The following is a 15,011-nucleotide window of genomic DNA, read 5'->3' as shown; positions in this document are numbered from 1 at the left end:
GGCTGAATGAATTCAGCCCGTCCGGCGTTTGAGGATCAACTCGGCGGAGCCGGTGATCATCCGGTGCGGTGTGATGTGGTGCGCCGGGCGCCTAAGCCCACAGCTGACCCTGCAGCGTCTCGATCGCCGCTTCGGTCGTGGTCGCGGTGTAGACGCCGGTCGACAGGTACTTCCAGCCGCCGTCGGCCACCACGAAGACGATGTCGGCGGACTCCCCCGCGGCCACCGCCTTCTTGCCCACGCCGATCGCCGCGTGCAGCGCGGCCCCGGTGGAGACCCCGGCGAAGATCCCCTCCTGCTGGAGGAGCTCACGGGTCCGCGTCACCGCGTCCGCCGAGCCGACGGAGAAGCGGGTCGTCAGGACCGACGCGTCGTACAGCTCCGGGACGAAGCCCTCGTCCAGGTTCCGCAGGCCGTACACGAGGTCGTCGTAACGGGGCTCCGCCGCGACGATCTTGATGTCCGGCTTCTGCTCGCGCAGGAAGCGGCCCACGCCCATCAGCGTGCCCGTCGTGCCGAGGCCCGCCACGAAGTGGGTGACGGAAGGGAGGTCGGAGAGGATCTCCGGGCCGGTCGTCGCGTAGTGCGCGCCCGCGTTGTCCGGGTTTCCGTACTGGTAGAGCATCACCCAGTCCGGGTGCTCGGCCGCAAGCTCCTTGGCGACGCGTACCGCCGTGTTGGAGCCGCCTGCCGCCGGGGACGGGATGATCTCCGCGCCCCACATGGCGAGGAGCTCACGCCGCTCCTGCGAGGTGTTCTCCGGCATGACGCAGACGATGCGGTAGCCCTTGAGCTTGGCCGCCATCGCGAGCGAGATGCCCGTATTGCCGGACGTCGGCTCCAGGATCGTGCAGCCGGGCGTCAACCGCCCGTCCTTCTCCGCCTGTTCGACCATGTGCAGCGCCGGGCGGTCCTTGATGGAACCGGTCGGGTTCCGGTCCTCCAGCTTCGCCCAGATGCGGACGTCGTCGGAGGGGGAAAGGCGCGGCAGGCGGACGAGGGGCGTGTTGCCCACGGCCGCCAGCGGGGAGTCGTAGCGAGGCATCCGCGATCAGACCATGCCGCCGGCCACAGCCGGGAGGATCGTGACGCTGTCGCCGTCCGTGAGCTTGGTGGTGATGCCGTCCAGGAAGCGGACGTCCTCGTCGTTCAGGTACACGTTCACGAAGCGGCGCAGCTTGCCGTCGTCCACAATGCGCTCGGCGATGCCCGCGTGCCGCGAGTCGAGGTCGGTGAAGAGCTCGGCGAGGGTGTCCCCGCTGCCCTCGACGGCCTTGGCGCCGTCGGTGTAGGTGCGGAGGATGGTCGGGATGCGGACCTCGATGGCCATGGCTGGGGGCTCCTGTCGGGAGAAGTCACGTGGGTGGGCGCGCGGCGGCCCGGTCGTGCGAGTGCGTAAGTGCGGGTGCGTAACGCGTTACGCGGAGGTGACGCCGCGGCTCACGGCCGTACGGCGGCGGCTGTCAGCGCGAACAGATCGCGCTGGAAAGCCTGCACAAATCGACGTGCAGGCGCGCAACGAGCAGCATGCCCGGCATCTTGTCGCTCACGTCGTGGGGAACCATGCGGTCATCGTATCGATTCCCGGTCCGGGTTCTGGGCTGTGATCTCGGATGGTGGACGGATTGCGTCCATCACGTGGATGAGGGGAGCTCAGAGGCGGTCGGGGGCAGGTAGGTGACCGTCGGGGCGCCCGTAGCCGGATGCACCGCCACCTCCGCCGTCACTCCGTACACCTCGGCGAGGAGTTCGCTGGTCAGGACCTCTTTCGGCGGTCCTGAGGCGACGAGGCGGCCGGCGTCGAGCACGTACAGACGATCGCAGTAGTACGCCGCCAGATTGAGGTCGTGCAGGGCCAGGAGATTCGTCGTGCCGAGATCACGGACCAGGGAGAGGATCTCCAGTTGGTAGCGGATGTCCAGGTGGTTGGTGGGCTCGTCGAGCACGAGGATCGCCGGTTCCTGCACAAGGGCCCTCGCCACGAGCGCGCGCTGGCGCTCGCCGCCGGAGAGTCCGGCGAAGGTGCGGTGCGCGAGGTCTGCCGCGCCGACCCGTTCTAGGGCGTCGCCGACCAGGACGGCGTCCCGCGCGGTGTCCGCCTCCCAGAAGCGTTTGTGCGGGGAGCGGCCCATGGCGACGATCTGCCGGACGGTGAGCTCGAAGCCGGTGTGGCCGTCCTGCGGGACGGTGGCGATACGGCGGGCGCGGTCCTTGGCCGAGCGGGCCGCGAGGTCGTCGCCGTCCAGGAGTACGCGCCCTGTGGTGGGGGTGAGCGTGCCGTAGACGCAGCGCAGGAGGGTGGTCTTGCCGCTGCCGTTGGGGCCTACGAGGCCGATGGTCTCGCCTTGGGCGGCGTGCAGGGTGACGTCGCTCACGAGGGTCTTCTCAGCTACCTGGTAGGTGAGGGACTCCGTGCGCAGCACAGCAGGGTTGCTCATGCGGTTGCCTCCGTACGGTTCCTTCGCAGCATCCAGAGGAAGAACGGGCCGCCCGTCAGCGCCGTCAGGACGCCCACCGGGATGTCCTGCGGGGCCGCGACCGTGCGCGCCGCGAGGTCGGCGGTCACCAGGAACACCGCGCCCATCAGGGCCACCACCGGCAGGAGCGCCCGGTGTGCGGCGCCGACCAGCATCCGGGCCGCGTGCGGCACCATCAGACCGACGAAGCCGATGGCTCCGCTGTAGGCGACGAGTACGCCGGTCAGGAGCGAGGCGAGGACGAAGACGGCGGCGCGGAAGCGGGCCGTGTCCAGGCCGAGGACGGTGGCGCCCTCCTCCCCGACCAGGAGCAGGTCCAGGGGGCGGGCCAGGGCCACGAGCAGCGCCGTGCCCGCGATCAGGGCGGCGCCGGGCAGGGCGAGCATGTCCCAGCGGGCGCTGCCGAGGCCGCCGAGCGTCCAGTACAGGACTTCCTTCAGGTGGTCCGCGCTGTCCGCCATGATCAGGATCAGGCTGGTCAGGGCCGAGAGGATGTACGAGACGGCCACGCCCGCCAGAATCAGGCGGCCCGTGGCGAAGCCGCCGCCTCCCGACCTCGCCAGGGTGTAGACGACGAGCAGGGAGAGCAGGGCGCCCGCGAAGGCGGCGGCCGGGATGGTGACGGTGGTGGCCAGGCCCGCGCCCACGCCGAAGGCGCTGCCGAGGACGATGACGGCGACGGCTCCTGCGGAGGCGCCGGACGAGACGCCGAGGAGGAAGGGGTCGGCCAGGGGGTTTCTCACCAGGGCCTGGAGGACTGTGCCGATGACTGCCAGGCCCGCGCCTACGGCTGCGCCGAGCAGGACCCTGGGGAGTCTTACGTCCAGGACGATCGTACGGAACGGGGAGGGGTCTGCCCTCCCCGTGAGGATTTCCAGGACCTCGGGCGCCGGGATCCGGACGGAGCCCAGGGCGAGGCCTGCGACGATCGCGACCGCGAGGGCGGTGCAGAGTGCCGCGACGACTGTCGCGTAGCCCAGTCGTCTGCGGGTCCGTGCGGCCCTGGCGGGGCTCTCCCCAATCCCGCCCCTTCCCGGCTGTGACATTTGCGGCTCCGCCGCGTGGGGAGGCTCCGCCCCCGGGCCCCCGGACTGGTTGCCGTCGATCACCGGCTTCGCCGAGTTCGTCCTCAAACGCCGGACGGGCTGAGTAGATGCCGGGGCGGGGTGGGTGGGTGATGGCGCGGGGTGGGTGGGTGCCGGAGCCGGGTCGAGTTGTCGCCTGGTGGGCTGGAATCGTCTCCGCGCGAGCCCGAGCGATCGGGCGCCCGGCTGGAAAAGCCTCTTCACAGCTGGTCCGCCAGCTTGCTCACCGCCGCCGGTGCCCGTACCCCCACCACCGCGTCCGAAAGCGGCAGGACCGCGAAGCGCTTGTGCTTGATGGCGGGGACGTCTGCCAGGACCGGGTCGTCCAGGAGGCGCTTCTTCTTCTGGGCGACCGTCGTGCCGCCGTAGTCGAGGATCACGATCGTCTCGGGCTTGCGGTCGACCACCGATTCCCAGGACGCGTCGCCGAAGGACTTGTCCAGGTCGGCGAAGACGTTGCGGCCGCCCGCCCGTTCGATGATGTCGTTGCCGATGCCCCGGCCGCCCGCCGTGAACGCGGTCTTGTCGCCGCTGTCGTAGACGAAGACAGGGACGGGCTCGCGGTCCTTCGACTTCTTCGCCGCGGCGGTCAGTTCGCGTTCGGCGCCGCTCACCCACCGGTCGGCGCGCGCCCGTACCCCGAAGGTGGAACCGACCTCCCGCACCTCGCGGTAGACGTCGTCCATCGATACCGCCCGCTTCGCGCAGGCCTCGACGTCCAGGCGGCTCTCGATGCCGGACTTCGCCAGGGCCGCGCGGCTGCGGCCCTCGCCCGCCAGGAAGGCGCTCGCGTAGCCGCCGTAGACGAAGTCGGGGTCGGAGGCCAGGAGCTTCTCGTACGAGGGGTACTCCTTGGCCAGGACCGGGATGTCCGCGTACGCCTTCGCGTACTTCGGCAGGACCTTGTCGTCCAGGTACGCCGTTCCGGCCAGGTGGTCCTTCAGGCCCAGCTCCAGCATCACTTCCGTCGCGTGCTGGTTCATCGTCACGGCGCGCTTCGGCGGTGCGTCGTACGTCGTCTTCACGCCGCAGTTCGTGACCGTGTACGGGAAGCCTGCTGCCGTCGCGGCGGGCTTGTCCGAAGCGGAGTCCGCGGCGGACGAGCAGGCGGCGAGCGGGACGAGCAGGGCGGTGGCCGCGAGCAGGCGTATGGGGCGGGACATGGCTGAGCTGCCTCCTCCAGGGGATTCCGCGTCCCCTGCGTCGTGGGAGAAGAAGGCGGCAGGTCAGTTCCTGACTGCCCCGCCCGCGAAGGGTGGGGTCACAGTGGCGGGACCGTGCCGGATTCGCACCGGCTTCCTGGGTCCTGCCGCCTCAAAGGTGAGCTCAGTATGCCTGGACGACCTTCACCTCTTCTTCGGTGACCTCGCCGTCCACGATCCGGTAGGAGCGGAACTGGAAGTCGCCCGCGTCGTCGGCGTCGGCCGTGGAGACCAGGACGTAGTGGGCGCCCGGTTCGTTGGCGTACGTGATGTCCGTGCGCGAGGGGTACGCCTCGGTCGCCGTGTGCGAGTGGTAGACGATCACCGGCTCCTCGTCGCGGTCGTCCATCTCGCGGTAGAGCTTGAGGAGGTCGGTCGAGTCGAACTCGTAGAACGTGGGCGAGCGGGCCGCGTTCAGCATCGGGATGAAGCGCTCGGGGCGGCCGGTGCCCTCCGGGCCCGCGACCACACCGCAGGCCTCGTCGGGGTGGTCCTGGCGCGCGTGCGCGACGATCTGGTCGTGAAGGGCCTGGGTGAGGGTCAGCATGGCAGCCAGGATAAACAGAAGGGCCTGTCCGTACCGAAGAGTGGTACGGACAGGCCCACATGCTGGGATCAGGCGTTACGGCGCTACTTCTTCACCGTGTCCTGCGGCTCGGCCTCGCCGCCGCCCGTCGACTGCGAGTCGTTGCGCTTCTGCATGATCAGGTAGCCGACGCCCAGGATCAGGGCCCAGACGGGGGCCGCGTAGAGCGAGATCCGCGCGTCCTTGTCGACGCCCATCATCACGATCACCATCGCGATGAAGGCGAGCGCGAACCAGCTCGTGTACGGGGCGCCCGGCGCCCGGAAGGTGGACTGCGGCAGCTCGCCGCGGTCGGCCTTGCGGCGGTACTTGATCTGGCAGACCAGGATCATGATCCAGGCCCACATGCCGGAGATGGTCGCGAAGGAGACGACGTAGTTGAACGCCTCGCCCGGCCACTGGTAGTTGATCCAGACGCCGACCAGCATCAGCGCGGCGGAGAAGGTCGTGCCGACCAGGGGCAGGCCGTTCTTCGTGAGCTTGGTGAAGAACTTCGGGCCCTGGCCGTTCATCGCCAGGTCGCGCAGCATGCGGCCGGTGGAGTACATGCCGGAGTTGCAGGAGGAGAGCGCGGCCGTCAGGACGACGAAGTTGACGATCGCAGCGCCGACGCCGAGGCCCATCTTGTCGAAGGCGGCGACGAACGGCGAGACGCCCGGCACGAACTCCGTCCACGGCACGACCGAGAGGATCATGATGAGCGCGCCGACGTAGAAGACGGCGATGCGCCACGGCACGGTGTTGATGGCCTTGGGCAGGACGGTCTTGGGGTCCTTGGACTCGCCCGCGGTGACGCCGACGAGCTCGACGGCGAGGAAGGCGAACATCACGATCTGCAGCGTCATCAGCGTGGAGCCGATGCCGTTGGGGAAGAAGCCGCCCTGGTCCCACAGGTGGGAGACGGATGCGGTGTCACCGGCGTCGGAGAAGCCGATGGTGAGGATGCCGGCGCAGATCAGGATCATGCCGATGATCGCGGTGACCTTGACCATCGAGAACCAGAACTCGAGCTCACCGAAGAGCTTCACGGAGATCAGGTTGGCGCCGTACAGGATGACCGTGAAGATCAGCGCGTAACCCCATTGTGGAATGGAGTCGTGTGTCCAGTACTGCATGTACTGGGCCGCTGCCGTTACTTCTGTGATGCCGGTGACGACCCAGAAGAGCCAGTACGTCCAGCCGGTCACGTACCCGAAGAACGGGCCGATGAATTCACGCGCGTACTCCGAGAAGGAGCCCGACACGGCGCGGTACATGAGCAGCTCGCCCAGGGCCCGCATGATGAAGAAGATGACGAGGCCGGCGATGGCGTACGCCAGGATGAGGCTCGGACCGGCCTTGTGAATGGCCTTGCCCGCGCCGAGGAACAGGCCGGTGCCGATGGCACCGCCGATCGCGATCATCTGGATCTGCCGGGCACCTAGCCCGCGCTGATAACCCTCGCCTGACGAGCCGGGCGAACCGCCCGTGCCGTCGGCCTCATTGCCGTCGTGATGCTCTTCGACCTGCGCTGAGGTCATGGTGACGCCTTTCTCCACGCTGATCCGTGCCCGCAGTCTGCGTATGGCCACGGGTCAGGTCCTGATCCCCCCGGATATGGATGGAGTGCTACCGGCGGTCTGCCGGCCCGAGCGCCACCCCGTGACATGGGTGGCGTCACCGAGTGGTCGTGAAGATTTATCACGGTCGCAACAGTGATCGGCCCGGCCACGTGTGGCTCACGTCACGAGAAGAAGCGGACAAAATTCCCCCACCGCGTCAAAGGTGGGCAGTGAAGTGACGCGATCGTTATCCGGATTTGAGCGTCCGCTGAGCGAACGAGGGGTAACCGCTGCTACATACACCGACTTTGCGGGTGTGACCAAGTCGATGAGCTGACCGATGGCCTGGCTGATGGCCCAACCGATGGCCTAACCGATGAGCGTGCCCACCAGCGTCTCCTGCAGGCCGCCGAGCCAGAGATACGCCATCACCATCGGCTTGCGCGGATCGGAGTCCGGCAGCTGGAAGAGCAGGTCCGTGTCGTCCTCGTCGGTCACTTCGAGGCGGGCGCCGATCGCGAGGCGCAGGTCGTTGAGCGCGCCGAGCCAGTGCTGCGACTCGTCGGTGGACAGCTTCAGTACGGCGCCGCCCTCACCCTTCGACGTCATGGCGTCGAGGGAGCGGATCACCACCAGTGCGTCGTCGCGCTTCTTGGCCCGCAGGTCGTTCTCGGTGAAGCGCCTGAACTCCGACGAGTACGCGCGCAGTTCGTCCTCATCGGCCTTCTCGCTGCCGGGACCTCCGTAGGCGTCCGGCAGGAGCCGCTGGAGAACCGGGTCGGTGGGCGGCTCGCTCGGGCCCTCCGCGAACAGCTCCGCGAGGGGGTCGTCGGAGGCGTCCTCGGCCGGGCCCGGGCCGATCAGCTCCAGGAGCTGCACGGCGAGGGAGCGGATGATCGAGATCTCGACCTCGTCGAGCGCGACGGCGGCGCCGCCCCCGGGGATGGCTTCGAATTGTCCTGGCATCAGATGCGTCGCTACTTCCGGTCCTGCTGGAGGGTGGCCCAAAGTCCGTACCCGTGCATGGCCTGTACGTCGCGCTCCATCTCCTCGCGGGAGCCGGTGGAGACGACGGCTCGGCCCTTCTGGTGCACGTCCATCATCAGCTTCGTGGCCTTCTCCTTCGAGTACCCGAAGTAGGACTGGAACACATAGGCCACGTAACTCATCAAGTTGACCGGGTCGTTATGGACGAGCGTGATCCATGGGACATCCGGCTCCGGGACGGCGAAGGTTTCTTCGTCCGATTCCGGGCGGGTGATCTCTGCGGGAGCCGTACTCACTTGTCCCATGCTGCCACTCGCAGGGGGGCCTCGCACAAATGGGCTCAGGAAATCGTCAGAGTGACGAGATGCGGGGTAGCATCCTTCGTATGAACACAGCGGACCTTGGGCTGCCGGTGGATGTTCCGTCGACCGCGCTCTTCACGGATCACTACGAGCTCACGATGCTGCAGGCCGCGCTGAAGGCCGGCACCGCCGATCGGCGCTCCGTCTTCGAGGCCTTCACGCGCAGACTGCCCGAGGGGCGCCGCTATGGAGTGGTGGCCGGAACCGGCCGGGTCCTGGACGCCGTCGAGAACTTCCGCTTCGACGCCGACGTCATCGGATTCCTGCGCGAGCGTCAGGTCGTCGACGAGGCGACCCTGGAGTGGCTCGCGGCCTACCGCTTCAGCGGCGACATCTGGGGCTACCCGGAGGGCGAGGTCTACTTCCCGGGCTCGCCCATCCTGCGCGTCGAGGGCTCCTTCGCGGAGTGCGTGCTCCTGGAGACGGTGATCCTCTCCATCCTCAACCACGACTCGGCGATCGCGGCCGCAGCCTCCCGGATGGCATCGGCCGCCGGGGAGCGCCCGCTGATCGAGATGGGCGCACGGCGTACGCACGAGCTGGCGGCCGTCGCCGCATCGCGCGCCGCGTACGTCGGCGGCTTCACCACCACGTCCGACCTGGCGGCAGGGTTCCGCTACGACATCCCCACGGTCGGCACGTCGGCCCACGCCTTCACCCTGCTTCACGACAACGAACGCGACGCCTTCCGCGCCCAGGTCGACTCGCTCGGCCCCGGCACGACCCTGCTCGTCGACACGTACGACGTGACCCAGGCCGTCCGCACCGCCGTCGAGGTCGCCGGGCCCGAGCTCGGTGCCGTGCGCATCGACTCCGGTGACCTGCTCCTGGTCGCACACCGGGTGCGCGACCAGCTGGACGAACTCGGCGCCACGAAGACGAAGATCGTCGTGACCTCCGACCTCGACGAGTACGCCATCGCCTCGCTCGCGGCGGCGCCCGTGGACGCGTACGGCGTGGGCACGCAGCTCGTCACCGGGTCCGGGCACCCGACCTGTTCGATGGTCTACAAGCTGGTGGCCCGCGCCCACTCGGCGGACCCGAAGGCTCCCCTTGAGCCGGTGGCCAAGAAGTCGCTCGGCGCGAAGTCCTCCGTGGGCGGCCGCAAGTGGGCCGCGCGGCGGCCGGACGAGCACGGGGTCGCCGAGGCCGAGGTGATCGGCACGGGCGCCGTGCCGGCGGAGCTCGCCGACCACCAGCTCCTCGTCGAGCTGGTCAAGGGCGGTGAGGTGGTGGCGCGTGAGCCGCTCGACACCGTGCGCGACCGGCACGCGGCGGCGCGGGAGCGGCTTCCGCTGTCGGCCACACAGCTCTCCAAGGGCGAGGCCGTCATCCCGACGGAATACGTCTGACCCGACACGGAATGCGCCTGACCTGGCCGAATGTGTCCGACGCCGCGGATACGTCCGATTGTGCGCCGGAGCGCGGAGCGGGGCGTTCGAACGCCCACTCCCGCAATGCGTTCGAAGTCTCTACTCTCGGGTCATCCGGCCGAGCCCCCCACACCTACGAGTCTTTGCCGAGCCGAAGGACACCCGATGCGCCGCGCCCTGATCGTCGTCGATGTGCAGAACGACTTCTGCGAGGGCGGCAGCCTCGCGGTCAACGGGGGAGCTGATGTGGCCGCCGCGATCACCGAGCTGATCGGGCAGGCGCCCGCGGGCTACCGGCACGTGGTGGCCACCCGCGATCACCACATCGATCCGGGCGACCACTTCTCTGACCAGCCGGACTACGTGCACTCCTGGCCCCCGCACTGCGTGGCGGGCACGGAGGGGGGCGGGTTCCACCCGAACTTCGCGCCGGTCGTCGCGTCCGGTGCGATCGAGGCGGTCTTCGACAAGGGGGCCCACTCGGCCGCCTACAGCGGGTTCGAGGGGGCCGACGAGAACGGCGTCACGCTGGCGGACTGGCTGCGGGCCCGGAAGATCACCGATCTGGACGTGGTGGGGATCGCCACGGACCACTGCGTGCGCGCCACGGCCCTCGACGCGGTGCGGGAGGGGTTCGGCACGACGATCCTGCTCGACCTGACCGCCGGTGTGTCCAAGGAGACGACCGAGCGGGCCCTGGAGGAGCTGCGGGCAGCCGGGGTGGAGCTGACGGGCAAGCCGATCGTCTAGCGCCCTGTGCGGGGCGCAGGGCAGCGCCCCGTAAGGGGCGCGGGGCTGTGACACATGCGGCTTCGCCGCGCGGGCGCGATCAGCCCCCACCGGGCCCGCAGGAACAGATCACACGCCAGAGGTGCTGGCCTCCGGCCGCCCGGGTCTCTGGCCCTGGAGCGCCTGCCGCTTCAGGGCTCTTATGGGATGCCAGAGCTCAGCCGCAGCGTCAGGCGCCGTACGCCATATCAGCCCGTCCGGGTGGTGAAGCACCGCCGTGATCTCGTCCGGCGTGGGCGGCTCTGCGTTGCCCCGCAGGTAGACGGCGCGCATGCCCAGATTCCGCAGGCGCGTCAGCGCCCTGGCGCGGTTCATCGCGTGGACGATCATCCGGACATTGCCGCCGCCCATGGCCGGGCTCGGCAGGGTCAAGGCCACCACCACACTGCCGTTCGGCAGCTTGCTGAAACCTCCTGCGGACATGGCTGGTCACACCCCCGTGAGACGTCGCACGGGACCCCTGGCCGGGCCCCGTGTCAATAAGGAATCCACAGGACGCACCTAAACACGATCGGCCGCCGCCCGCTAGAGGGCGACGGCCGATCATGGCTTGAGCTGCGAAAACGCTAATTACTTCTTGGAGGGGCCCACCTGGACCGTGATCGAGGAGCCATCCTTCGGCTGCTTGATGATCTTGATCTGGGTGTTGGTGTCAGTGACCTTGACACTTCCCGTGCCGTTCTCCTTGTACCAGTAGGTGCCCTTGTGGTCGTCGAAGACCGAGGCACCCTTCTGGGACTTGATCTTCAGCGCGACGTCCGCGTTGTGGAGCGTGAACTTGTCCGTCGCGTACTTGCTGAAGGGCGCGTCGAACGGCTGGATCTTGTTCCGCAGCAGCGTGCCGTCCGCCCACTTGAGCGGCTTGGCGTGCGCGTCCACCGGAAGGATCAGACCCTCGCCCGGGTGGGCGCTGGTGTTGTTGTCCTTCTGCGAGGTGTCCCACTGCCAGACCATGAGGCCGGTCTGGTACGCGTAGTGCTCCACCCAGTCCGGACGGGACTTGGAGAAGCCGAAGTTGTACGGGCCGTTCTTCAGGGTCTTGTCGTACGACACGTACTGCCGGTTCTCGGCGAGGTAGTACTGGTCGTACTTCTTGGTGAAGGACTCACCGATGCGCGAAAAGCCCTTCGCCGTCCAGCCGTTGTCGTCGCCCTCGGCGCCGTCCTCGAAGAGCTTGGCGCCGTCAGCGGTGACCGCGAGCGCGTCGGCCGTGAAGCCCTTGCCGCCCGCACCGCCGTCCGTCGAGTACCGGAACCGGACGTCGATCTTCTTGCCGGCGTACGCGTCGAGCGGGAACGCCAGCTTCTTGTACGCACCCGACGCACCGGTCAACGCGGGCTTGTCACCGGCGTCGCGCGGGATGGGCTTGCCGTCAGCCGTGCCGTCCACCGGCGTCCAGTTGGCGCCGCCGTCCGTCGACACCTCGGTGTAGAGGTAGTCGTAGTTGGCCTCGATGTCCCACCAACCGTCCAGGGACAGCTCGGCCTTGGACTTGCCGGTCAGGTCCACCGAGCGCGTCAGGGTGTTCTTGAGGTCGTCGCCCTGGTCGCTCCACCACTGCTTGGAGCCCTCGGTCGGCTTGGTCACCGTGGTGGTGACGGCCTTCTTCGGCAGGTCGACGACGAGCGCCTGGCGGTGCCTGGTGTTGTACTCCGAGACGCCCAGCTTGTGCTCGGACGTCGTCGCGGCCTTGGCCTTCGCGTAGTCGAGCCAGCCCAGCTGGAACTTGTCCCAGGCGGTCATGTCGCCGGGCAGGTCACCGATGGCGTTCTTGCCGGTGCCGAGCCAGGAGCCTGCCGACATCAGCGACCAGAAGCCGACCGAGTTCTCGCCCTTGCCCGAGGTGTCGTACAGGTCGGGCAGGCCCAGGTCGTGGCCGTACTCGTGGGCGAAGACGCCGAGGCCGCCGTTCTCCGGCTGCATCGTGTAGTCGCCGACCCAGATGCCCGAGTCGCCGATCTGCGTGCCGCCCGCCTTGTTCTTGCCGGGGCCCGTGTTGCCCGCGTCGTTGCCGTACGCGTACCAGCGGTGCGCCCAGAGGGCGTTCTCGCCCTCGGCGCCGCCACCGGCCGACTCGTCCTCGCCCGCGTGCACGAGCTGGAAGTGGTCGATGTAGCCGTCCGGCTCGTTGAAGTTGCCGTCGCCGTCGAAGTCGTAGCGGTCCCAGAGGTCGTACTTGGCGAGGTCGGCCTTGATCTGGTCGTCCGTGCGGCCCTGGGCCTTCTGGTCCTTGGTCCAGGCGGTCACGCCGTCCTTGACCGCATCCCAGACGTTGGGGCAGTTGGTGTCGCCGCAGTAGTTCGAGCCGTAACGGGCCTCGTTGTAGTCGACCTTGACCCAGTCGGAGACCTCACCGTCGACCGAGTAACGGCCGGACGAGGTCTTCTCGTAGTAGGTCTTCAGGGACTCCTTCTTCTTGCCCTTGGAGTCCTTGCCCTCACCGAAGTAGAGGTCCTGGAAGTGCTTCTTGTTGTAGTCCTTCTGCCAGGCCGTGCTGTTGTCCTTCGCACGGTCCGGCTCGGCTATCTTGTTGTGCGCCGGTCCCGGCTTGCCCCCGTACTTCTTGACGGGCGCCTCGGGGCCGTCCGCCCCGTCGGGGTCGTACATGGTGGTGTCGTCCACCTTGTCCCCGAACTCCACCAGGATCGTGAAGATCTTGTCGGTCTTCTCCCGGCCAAGCTCGACGTACTTCTTGTCGTCGAGCTTCACGACCTGGGAGCCGCCGCGCTTCTGCACCTTGGCGTCGCCCTTGACGACCTGCTGGAGGGCCGCCTTGCGCTGCTGCGCCTGCTGCTTGCTGAAGGGCCCGTCGAGGTCGTGGTCGACCTGCGCCTTGGCCCTGCTCGGGTCCTGCCGGTCGATGGCGGGAGCCCCGGTGGACCCTCCGTCCTCGGCCGATGCGGTGGCTGCCGAGAACGTGGCGGCTGCCGCGGCCATCGCCACGGCAGCCGCGGTGGCTCTGAACGTCCGTCTTCTGACTGTCACTTGATGCTGTCCTCCCCCGCGTCCGCGCGAAGGCGGGCCGAGAGCCCCGGTCGGAGGAGGTCCGCGCGCGATACGCGTCACAAGTGACGACATTCGACCGGAGATACGGGAGAAAAGACAGACCTTGACTTGAGCAGGCCAAGTGCACTATGTAGACCTGGAGGTCCGCTATCCGAACGCGTGCGCCCGCCCGTCCGCATGGTCAACAGGCGCGTCACACCGTCCACTTGGTGGACCTCATGAACCCGTGCGCCCCCTGTGCTACCGCACCGTGGGTTAGGTCACGCTTACTGCCCGTTCCCGTCGGGCATGCAGCGGATTAGAGTCATTCGTCGGTGCGTCACAGCGCGAGGCGGCACATATCAAGTCGCCGCAGCCGAGCACCCTTTGATTCGCGTTACAGCTTCATATTGGGTCCGATCATCCCCGCATCCGCATTCCCGAGGACGGATTACGCCATGCCTCGTCCCATGTCGCTGCCTCGTCCGACCCCTGCTCAGGTCACTTACGGCACGCTGACGGTCATTTTCTCGACGCTCGCCATGCTCTTGCTCTCCCAGACGAGTTCGGGCGTCGGAGTCGCGGTGATAGCCGTCGCCGCGCTCGGCCTCGGATTACTCGTGGCAATGACTGTTCCCCAACCGAAACCCGCTGCCTCACCGGCCGCGGATACCGCGCCGGCCGCAGAGGCCGCTCCCGCCCCACTGGCCGCCGAGGGGCGCGTTCCGGTACAGCGGGTCGCCGCTCCCGTGCTTGCCGAGCCCCTACGCGAGCCGGCGGGCCCGTGAGGTTCACGAGCCCGCCGATTCTGCCGCTTCTGCTGCCGCACCTGTTGCCGCCGCGGTAGCTGTGCCCTTTGCCGTCAGCCGGTGCTGACCACCACCGTCTTGGCCGCCTTGTCGTGCAGGCCCTGCTTGTAGGGCTTGTCGAAGAAACTCCAGCCGCCGCAGATCGCTGTCCAGATGCAGGCGCAGCAGAAGGCGAACGGCAGCCAGAGCACGGCCGCGCGGACGAGCGCGGTCTGCAGGGTGGGGGTCGCCCCGTCATTGAGGTTCGCGACCCTCAGCCCCAGCCACTTCTTGCCCAGGGTCTGGCCCGTCTTGGAGATCATGAAGGTGTCGTACGCGATGTAGAGCACGGCGGCGAGCAGGGACTGCCCGAAGCTCTTCCCGTACTGGACCTCGTCCGGGTCGACGTCGAGCTCGCTCGTGCCGAAGGCCCAGGAGAGCAGCCAGACGATCACGCCGATGATGATCATGTCGAGGATGCGGGCGAGTACGCGCTTGCCGCTCGGTGCCAGGGGCGGCATACCGGCGAGGGGGTCACCGGCGCCGCCGTAGGGATCTCCGCCTCCGCTGCCGCTTCCGCCGTACGGCGGGGGTGGCGGGGGCGTGCCGTACGGGGAGCCGCCGCCGTCCTGCGGGGGCGTGCTGTAAGGAGAGCCGCCGCTGCTGTCCTGCGGGGGCTGCTTCCTGAAGGGGTCGTTGTCGTCGGGGGGCGGCGGGTATTGCGGCGGTTCGGTACTCATGGGCTGAGTCGACCGCGAGTGCGCCGGGGGCGCATCCGGCGAGCGGCTGTCTGGGTTAAGGGGTGTCCTCGAGCGCCGGACGGGCTGAAATCTTTC

Annotated in this window: 16 protein-coding genes and 1 riboswitch; of the genes, 3 read left to right on the top strand and 13 right to left on the bottom strand. The window is 68.4% G+C overall.

What is annotated here, in order from left to right:
• Positions 1 to 91: 91 nt before the first annotated feature.
• From ACFQ7F_RS40785 to clpS, 10 genes are all read right to left on the bottom strand, one after another.
• Positions 92 to 1,045, bottom strand: coding sequence for a PLP-dependent cysteine synthase family protein (locus tag ACFQ7F_RS40785; RefSeq protein ID WP_383282823.1), 954 nt, complete (start codon positions 1,043 to 1,045; stop codon positions 92 to 94).
• Between the two features lie 6 nt (positions 1,046 to 1,051).
• On the bottom strand, positions 1,052 to 1,330 hold the full coding sequence (locus ACFQ7F_RS40780; protein ID WP_383282820.1) for a MoaD/ThiS family protein: 279 nt from the start codon (positions 1,328 to 1,330) through the stop codon (positions 1,052 to 1,054).
• A gap of 133 nt (positions 1,331 to 1,463) precedes the next feature.
• Positions 1,464 to 1,565 (bottom strand): putative leader peptide, encoded by a 102-nt coding sequence (locus ACFQ7F_RS40775; RefSeq protein WP_336605789.1) that lies wholly within the window; start codon positions 1,563 to 1,565, stop codon positions 1,464 to 1,466.
• A gap of 69 nt (positions 1,566 to 1,634) precedes the next feature.
• Entirely contained in the window at positions 1,635 to 2,438 is an 804-nt protein-coding gene (locus tag ACFQ7F_RS40770; protein WP_383282817.1) for an ABC transporter ATP-binding protein, read from the bottom strand.
• Positions 2,435 to 3,523, bottom strand: a complete 1,089-nt coding sequence (locus ACFQ7F_RS40765) for a FecCD family ABC transporter permease (protein WP_383282814.1) — start codon at positions 3,521 to 3,523, stop codon at positions 2,435 to 2,437. Before ACFQ7F_RS40765 ends, ACFQ7F_RS40770 begins: the two co-directional genes overlap by 4 nt.
• 239 nt (positions 3,524 to 3,762) lie before the next feature.
• A complete protein-coding gene (locus ACFQ7F_RS40760; RefSeq protein ID WP_383282811.1) occupies positions 3,763 to 4,725 on the bottom strand; it encodes an ABC transporter substrate-binding protein in 963 nt (320 codons plus the stop codon).
• 43 nt (positions 4,726 to 4,768) lie between these two features.
• A riboswitch (cobalamin riboswitch) is annotated at positions 4,769 to 4,925 on the bottom strand.
• Positions 4,889 to 5,311 (bottom strand): Mov34/MPN/PAD-1 family protein, encoded by a 423-nt coding sequence (locus tag ACFQ7F_RS40755; RefSeq protein ID WP_383282808.1) that lies wholly within the window; start codon positions 5,309 to 5,311, stop codon positions 4,889 to 4,891. It overlaps the preceding riboswitch by 37 nt.
• 83 nt (positions 5,312 to 5,394) lie before the next feature.
• Positions 5,395 to 6,870 carry an amino acid permease gene (locus tag ACFQ7F_RS40750; protein ID WP_383282805.1) on the bottom strand — a complete coding sequence of 492 codons (1,476 nt, stop codon included), beginning with the start codon at positions 6,868 to 6,870 and terminating at the stop codon, positions 5,395 to 5,397.
• A gap of 390 nt (positions 6,871 to 7,260) precedes the next feature.
• The gene (locus ACFQ7F_RS40745; protein ID WP_383282802.1) at positions 7,261 to 7,857 is read right to left on the bottom strand and encodes a DUF2017 domain-containing protein; all 597 of its coding nucleotides are present in this window, start codon (positions 7,855 to 7,857) and stop codon (positions 7,261 to 7,263) included.
• 11 nt (positions 7,858 to 7,868) lie between these two features.
• Positions 7,869 to 8,183, bottom strand: coding sequence for an ATP-dependent Clp protease adapter ClpS (gene clpS / locus ACFQ7F_RS40740; protein WP_383282799.1), 315 nt, complete (start codon positions 8,181 to 8,183; stop codon positions 7,869 to 7,871).
• Between the two features lie 80 nt (positions 8,184 to 8,263).
• Between clpS and ACFQ7F_RS40735 the strand changes: the two genes are divergently transcribed.
• Positions 8,264 to 9,592, top strand: a complete 1,329-nt coding sequence (locus ACFQ7F_RS40735; RefSeq protein WP_383282796.1) for a nicotinate phosphoribosyltransferase — start codon at positions 8,264 to 8,266, stop codon at positions 9,590 to 9,592.
• Between the two features lie 186 nt (positions 9,593 to 9,778).
• Positions 9,779 to 10,363, top strand: coding sequence for a nicotinamidase (locus ACFQ7F_RS40730; protein WP_383282793.1), 585 nt, complete (start codon positions 9,779 to 9,781; stop codon positions 10,361 to 10,363).
• A gap of 108 nt (positions 10,364 to 10,471) precedes the next feature.
• On the opposite strand, the gene ACFQ7F_RS40725 is transcribed toward ACFQ7F_RS40730, so the two are convergent.
• Both ACFQ7F_RS40725 and ACFQ7F_RS40720 read right to left on the bottom strand, forming a co-directional pair.
• Positions 10,472 to 10,825: a hypothetical protein gene (locus ACFQ7F_RS40725; RefSeq protein WP_383282790.1), complete on the bottom strand. Its 354-nt coding sequence runs from the start codon at positions 10,823 to 10,825 to the stop codon at positions 10,472 to 10,474.
• A 147-nt stretch (positions 10,826 to 10,972) separates the two neighbouring features.
• The gene (locus tag ACFQ7F_RS40720; protein WP_383282787.1) at positions 10,973 to 13,387 is read right to left on the bottom strand and encodes an immune inhibitor A domain-containing protein; all 2,415 of its coding nucleotides are present in this window, start codon (positions 13,385 to 13,387) and stop codon (positions 10,973 to 10,975) included.
• A gap of 476 nt (positions 13,388 to 13,863) precedes the next feature.
• On the opposite strand from ACFQ7F_RS40720, the gene ACFQ7F_RS40715 reads away from it, so the two are divergent.
• A complete protein-coding gene (locus ACFQ7F_RS40715) occupies positions 13,864 to 14,175 on the top strand; it encodes a hypothetical protein (protein ID WP_383282826.1) in 312 nt (103 codons plus the stop codon).
• A gap of 74 nt (positions 14,176 to 14,249) precedes the next feature.
• Here ACFQ7F_RS40715 and ACFQ7F_RS40710 read toward each other — a convergent pair whose 3' ends face one another.
• Positions 14,250 to 14,915, bottom strand: a complete 666-nt coding sequence (locus ACFQ7F_RS40710) for an RDD family protein (protein ID WP_383282784.1) — start codon at positions 14,913 to 14,915, stop codon at positions 14,250 to 14,252.
• Positions 14,916 to 15,011: the final 96 nt, after the last annotated feature.

Source organism: Streptomyces sp. NPDC056486 (assembly GCF_042795295.1).
In the GTDB taxonomy this organism is placed as follows: Bacteria; Actinomycetota; Actinomycetes; order Streptomycetales; family Streptomycetaceae; genus Streptomyces.
Note: the sequence above shows the minus strand (reverse complement) of the source record. Positions and strands in the feature narration are given on the sequence as shown.

Excerpts from the sequence above, each read along its gene's own strand:
- ACFQ7F_RS40780 (WP_383282820.1), bottom strand. The coding sequence starts at position 1,330 with ATGGCCATCGAGGTCCGCATCCCGACCATCCTCCGCACCTACACCGAC.
- ACFQ7F_RS40735 (WP_383282796.1), top strand. The coding sequence starts at position 8,264 with ATGAACACAGCGGACCTTGGGCTGCCGGTGGATGTTCCGTCGACCGCG.
- ACFQ7F_RS40785 (WP_383282823.1), bottom strand. The coding sequence starts at position 1,045 with ATGCCTCGCTACGACTCCCCGCTGGCGGCCGTGGGCAACACGCCCCTC.
- ACFQ7F_RS40725 (WP_383282790.1), bottom strand. The coding sequence starts at position 10,825 with ATGTCCGCAGGAGGTTTCAGCAAGCTGCCGAACGGCAGTGTGGTGGTG.
- ACFQ7F_RS40745 (WP_383282802.1), bottom strand. The coding sequence starts at position 7,857 with ATGCCAGGACAATTCGAAGCCATCCCCGGGGGCGGCGCCGCCGTCGCG.
- ACFQ7F_RS40775 (WP_336605789.1), bottom strand. The coding sequence starts at position 1,565 with ATGGTTCCCCACGACGTGAGCGACAAGATGCCGGGCATGCTGCTCGTT.
- ACFQ7F_RS40710 (WP_383282784.1), bottom strand. The coding sequence starts at position 14,915 with ATGAGTACCGAACCGCCGCAATACCCGCCGCCCCCCGACGACAACGAC.
- ACFQ7F_RS40760 (WP_383282811.1), bottom strand. The coding sequence starts at position 4,725 with ATGTCCCGCCCCATACGCCTGCTCGCGGCCACCGCCCTGCTCGTCCCG.
- ACFQ7F_RS40765 (WP_383282814.1), bottom strand. The coding sequence starts at position 3,523 with ATGTCACAGCCGGGAAGGGGCGGGATTGGGGAGAGCCCCGCCAGGGCC.
- ACFQ7F_RS40730 (WP_383282793.1), top strand. The coding sequence starts at position 9,779 with ATGCGCCGCGCCCTGATCGTCGTCGATGTGCAGAACGACTTCTGCGAG.
- ACFQ7F_RS40755 (WP_383282808.1), bottom strand. The coding sequence starts at position 5,311 with ATGCTGACCCTCACCCAGGCCCTTCACGACCAGATCGTCGCGCACGCG.
- ACFQ7F_RS40770 (WP_383282817.1), bottom strand. The coding sequence starts at position 2,438 with ATGAGCAACCCTGCTGTGCTGCGCACGGAGTCCCTCACCTACCAGGTA.
- clpS (WP_383282799.1), bottom strand. The coding sequence starts at position 8,183 with ATGGGACAAGTGAGTACGGCTCCCGCAGAGATCACCCGCCCGGAATCG.
- ACFQ7F_RS40750 (WP_383282805.1), bottom strand. The coding sequence starts at position 6,870 with ATGACCTCAGCGCAGGTCGAAGAGCATCACGACGGCAATGAGGCCGAC.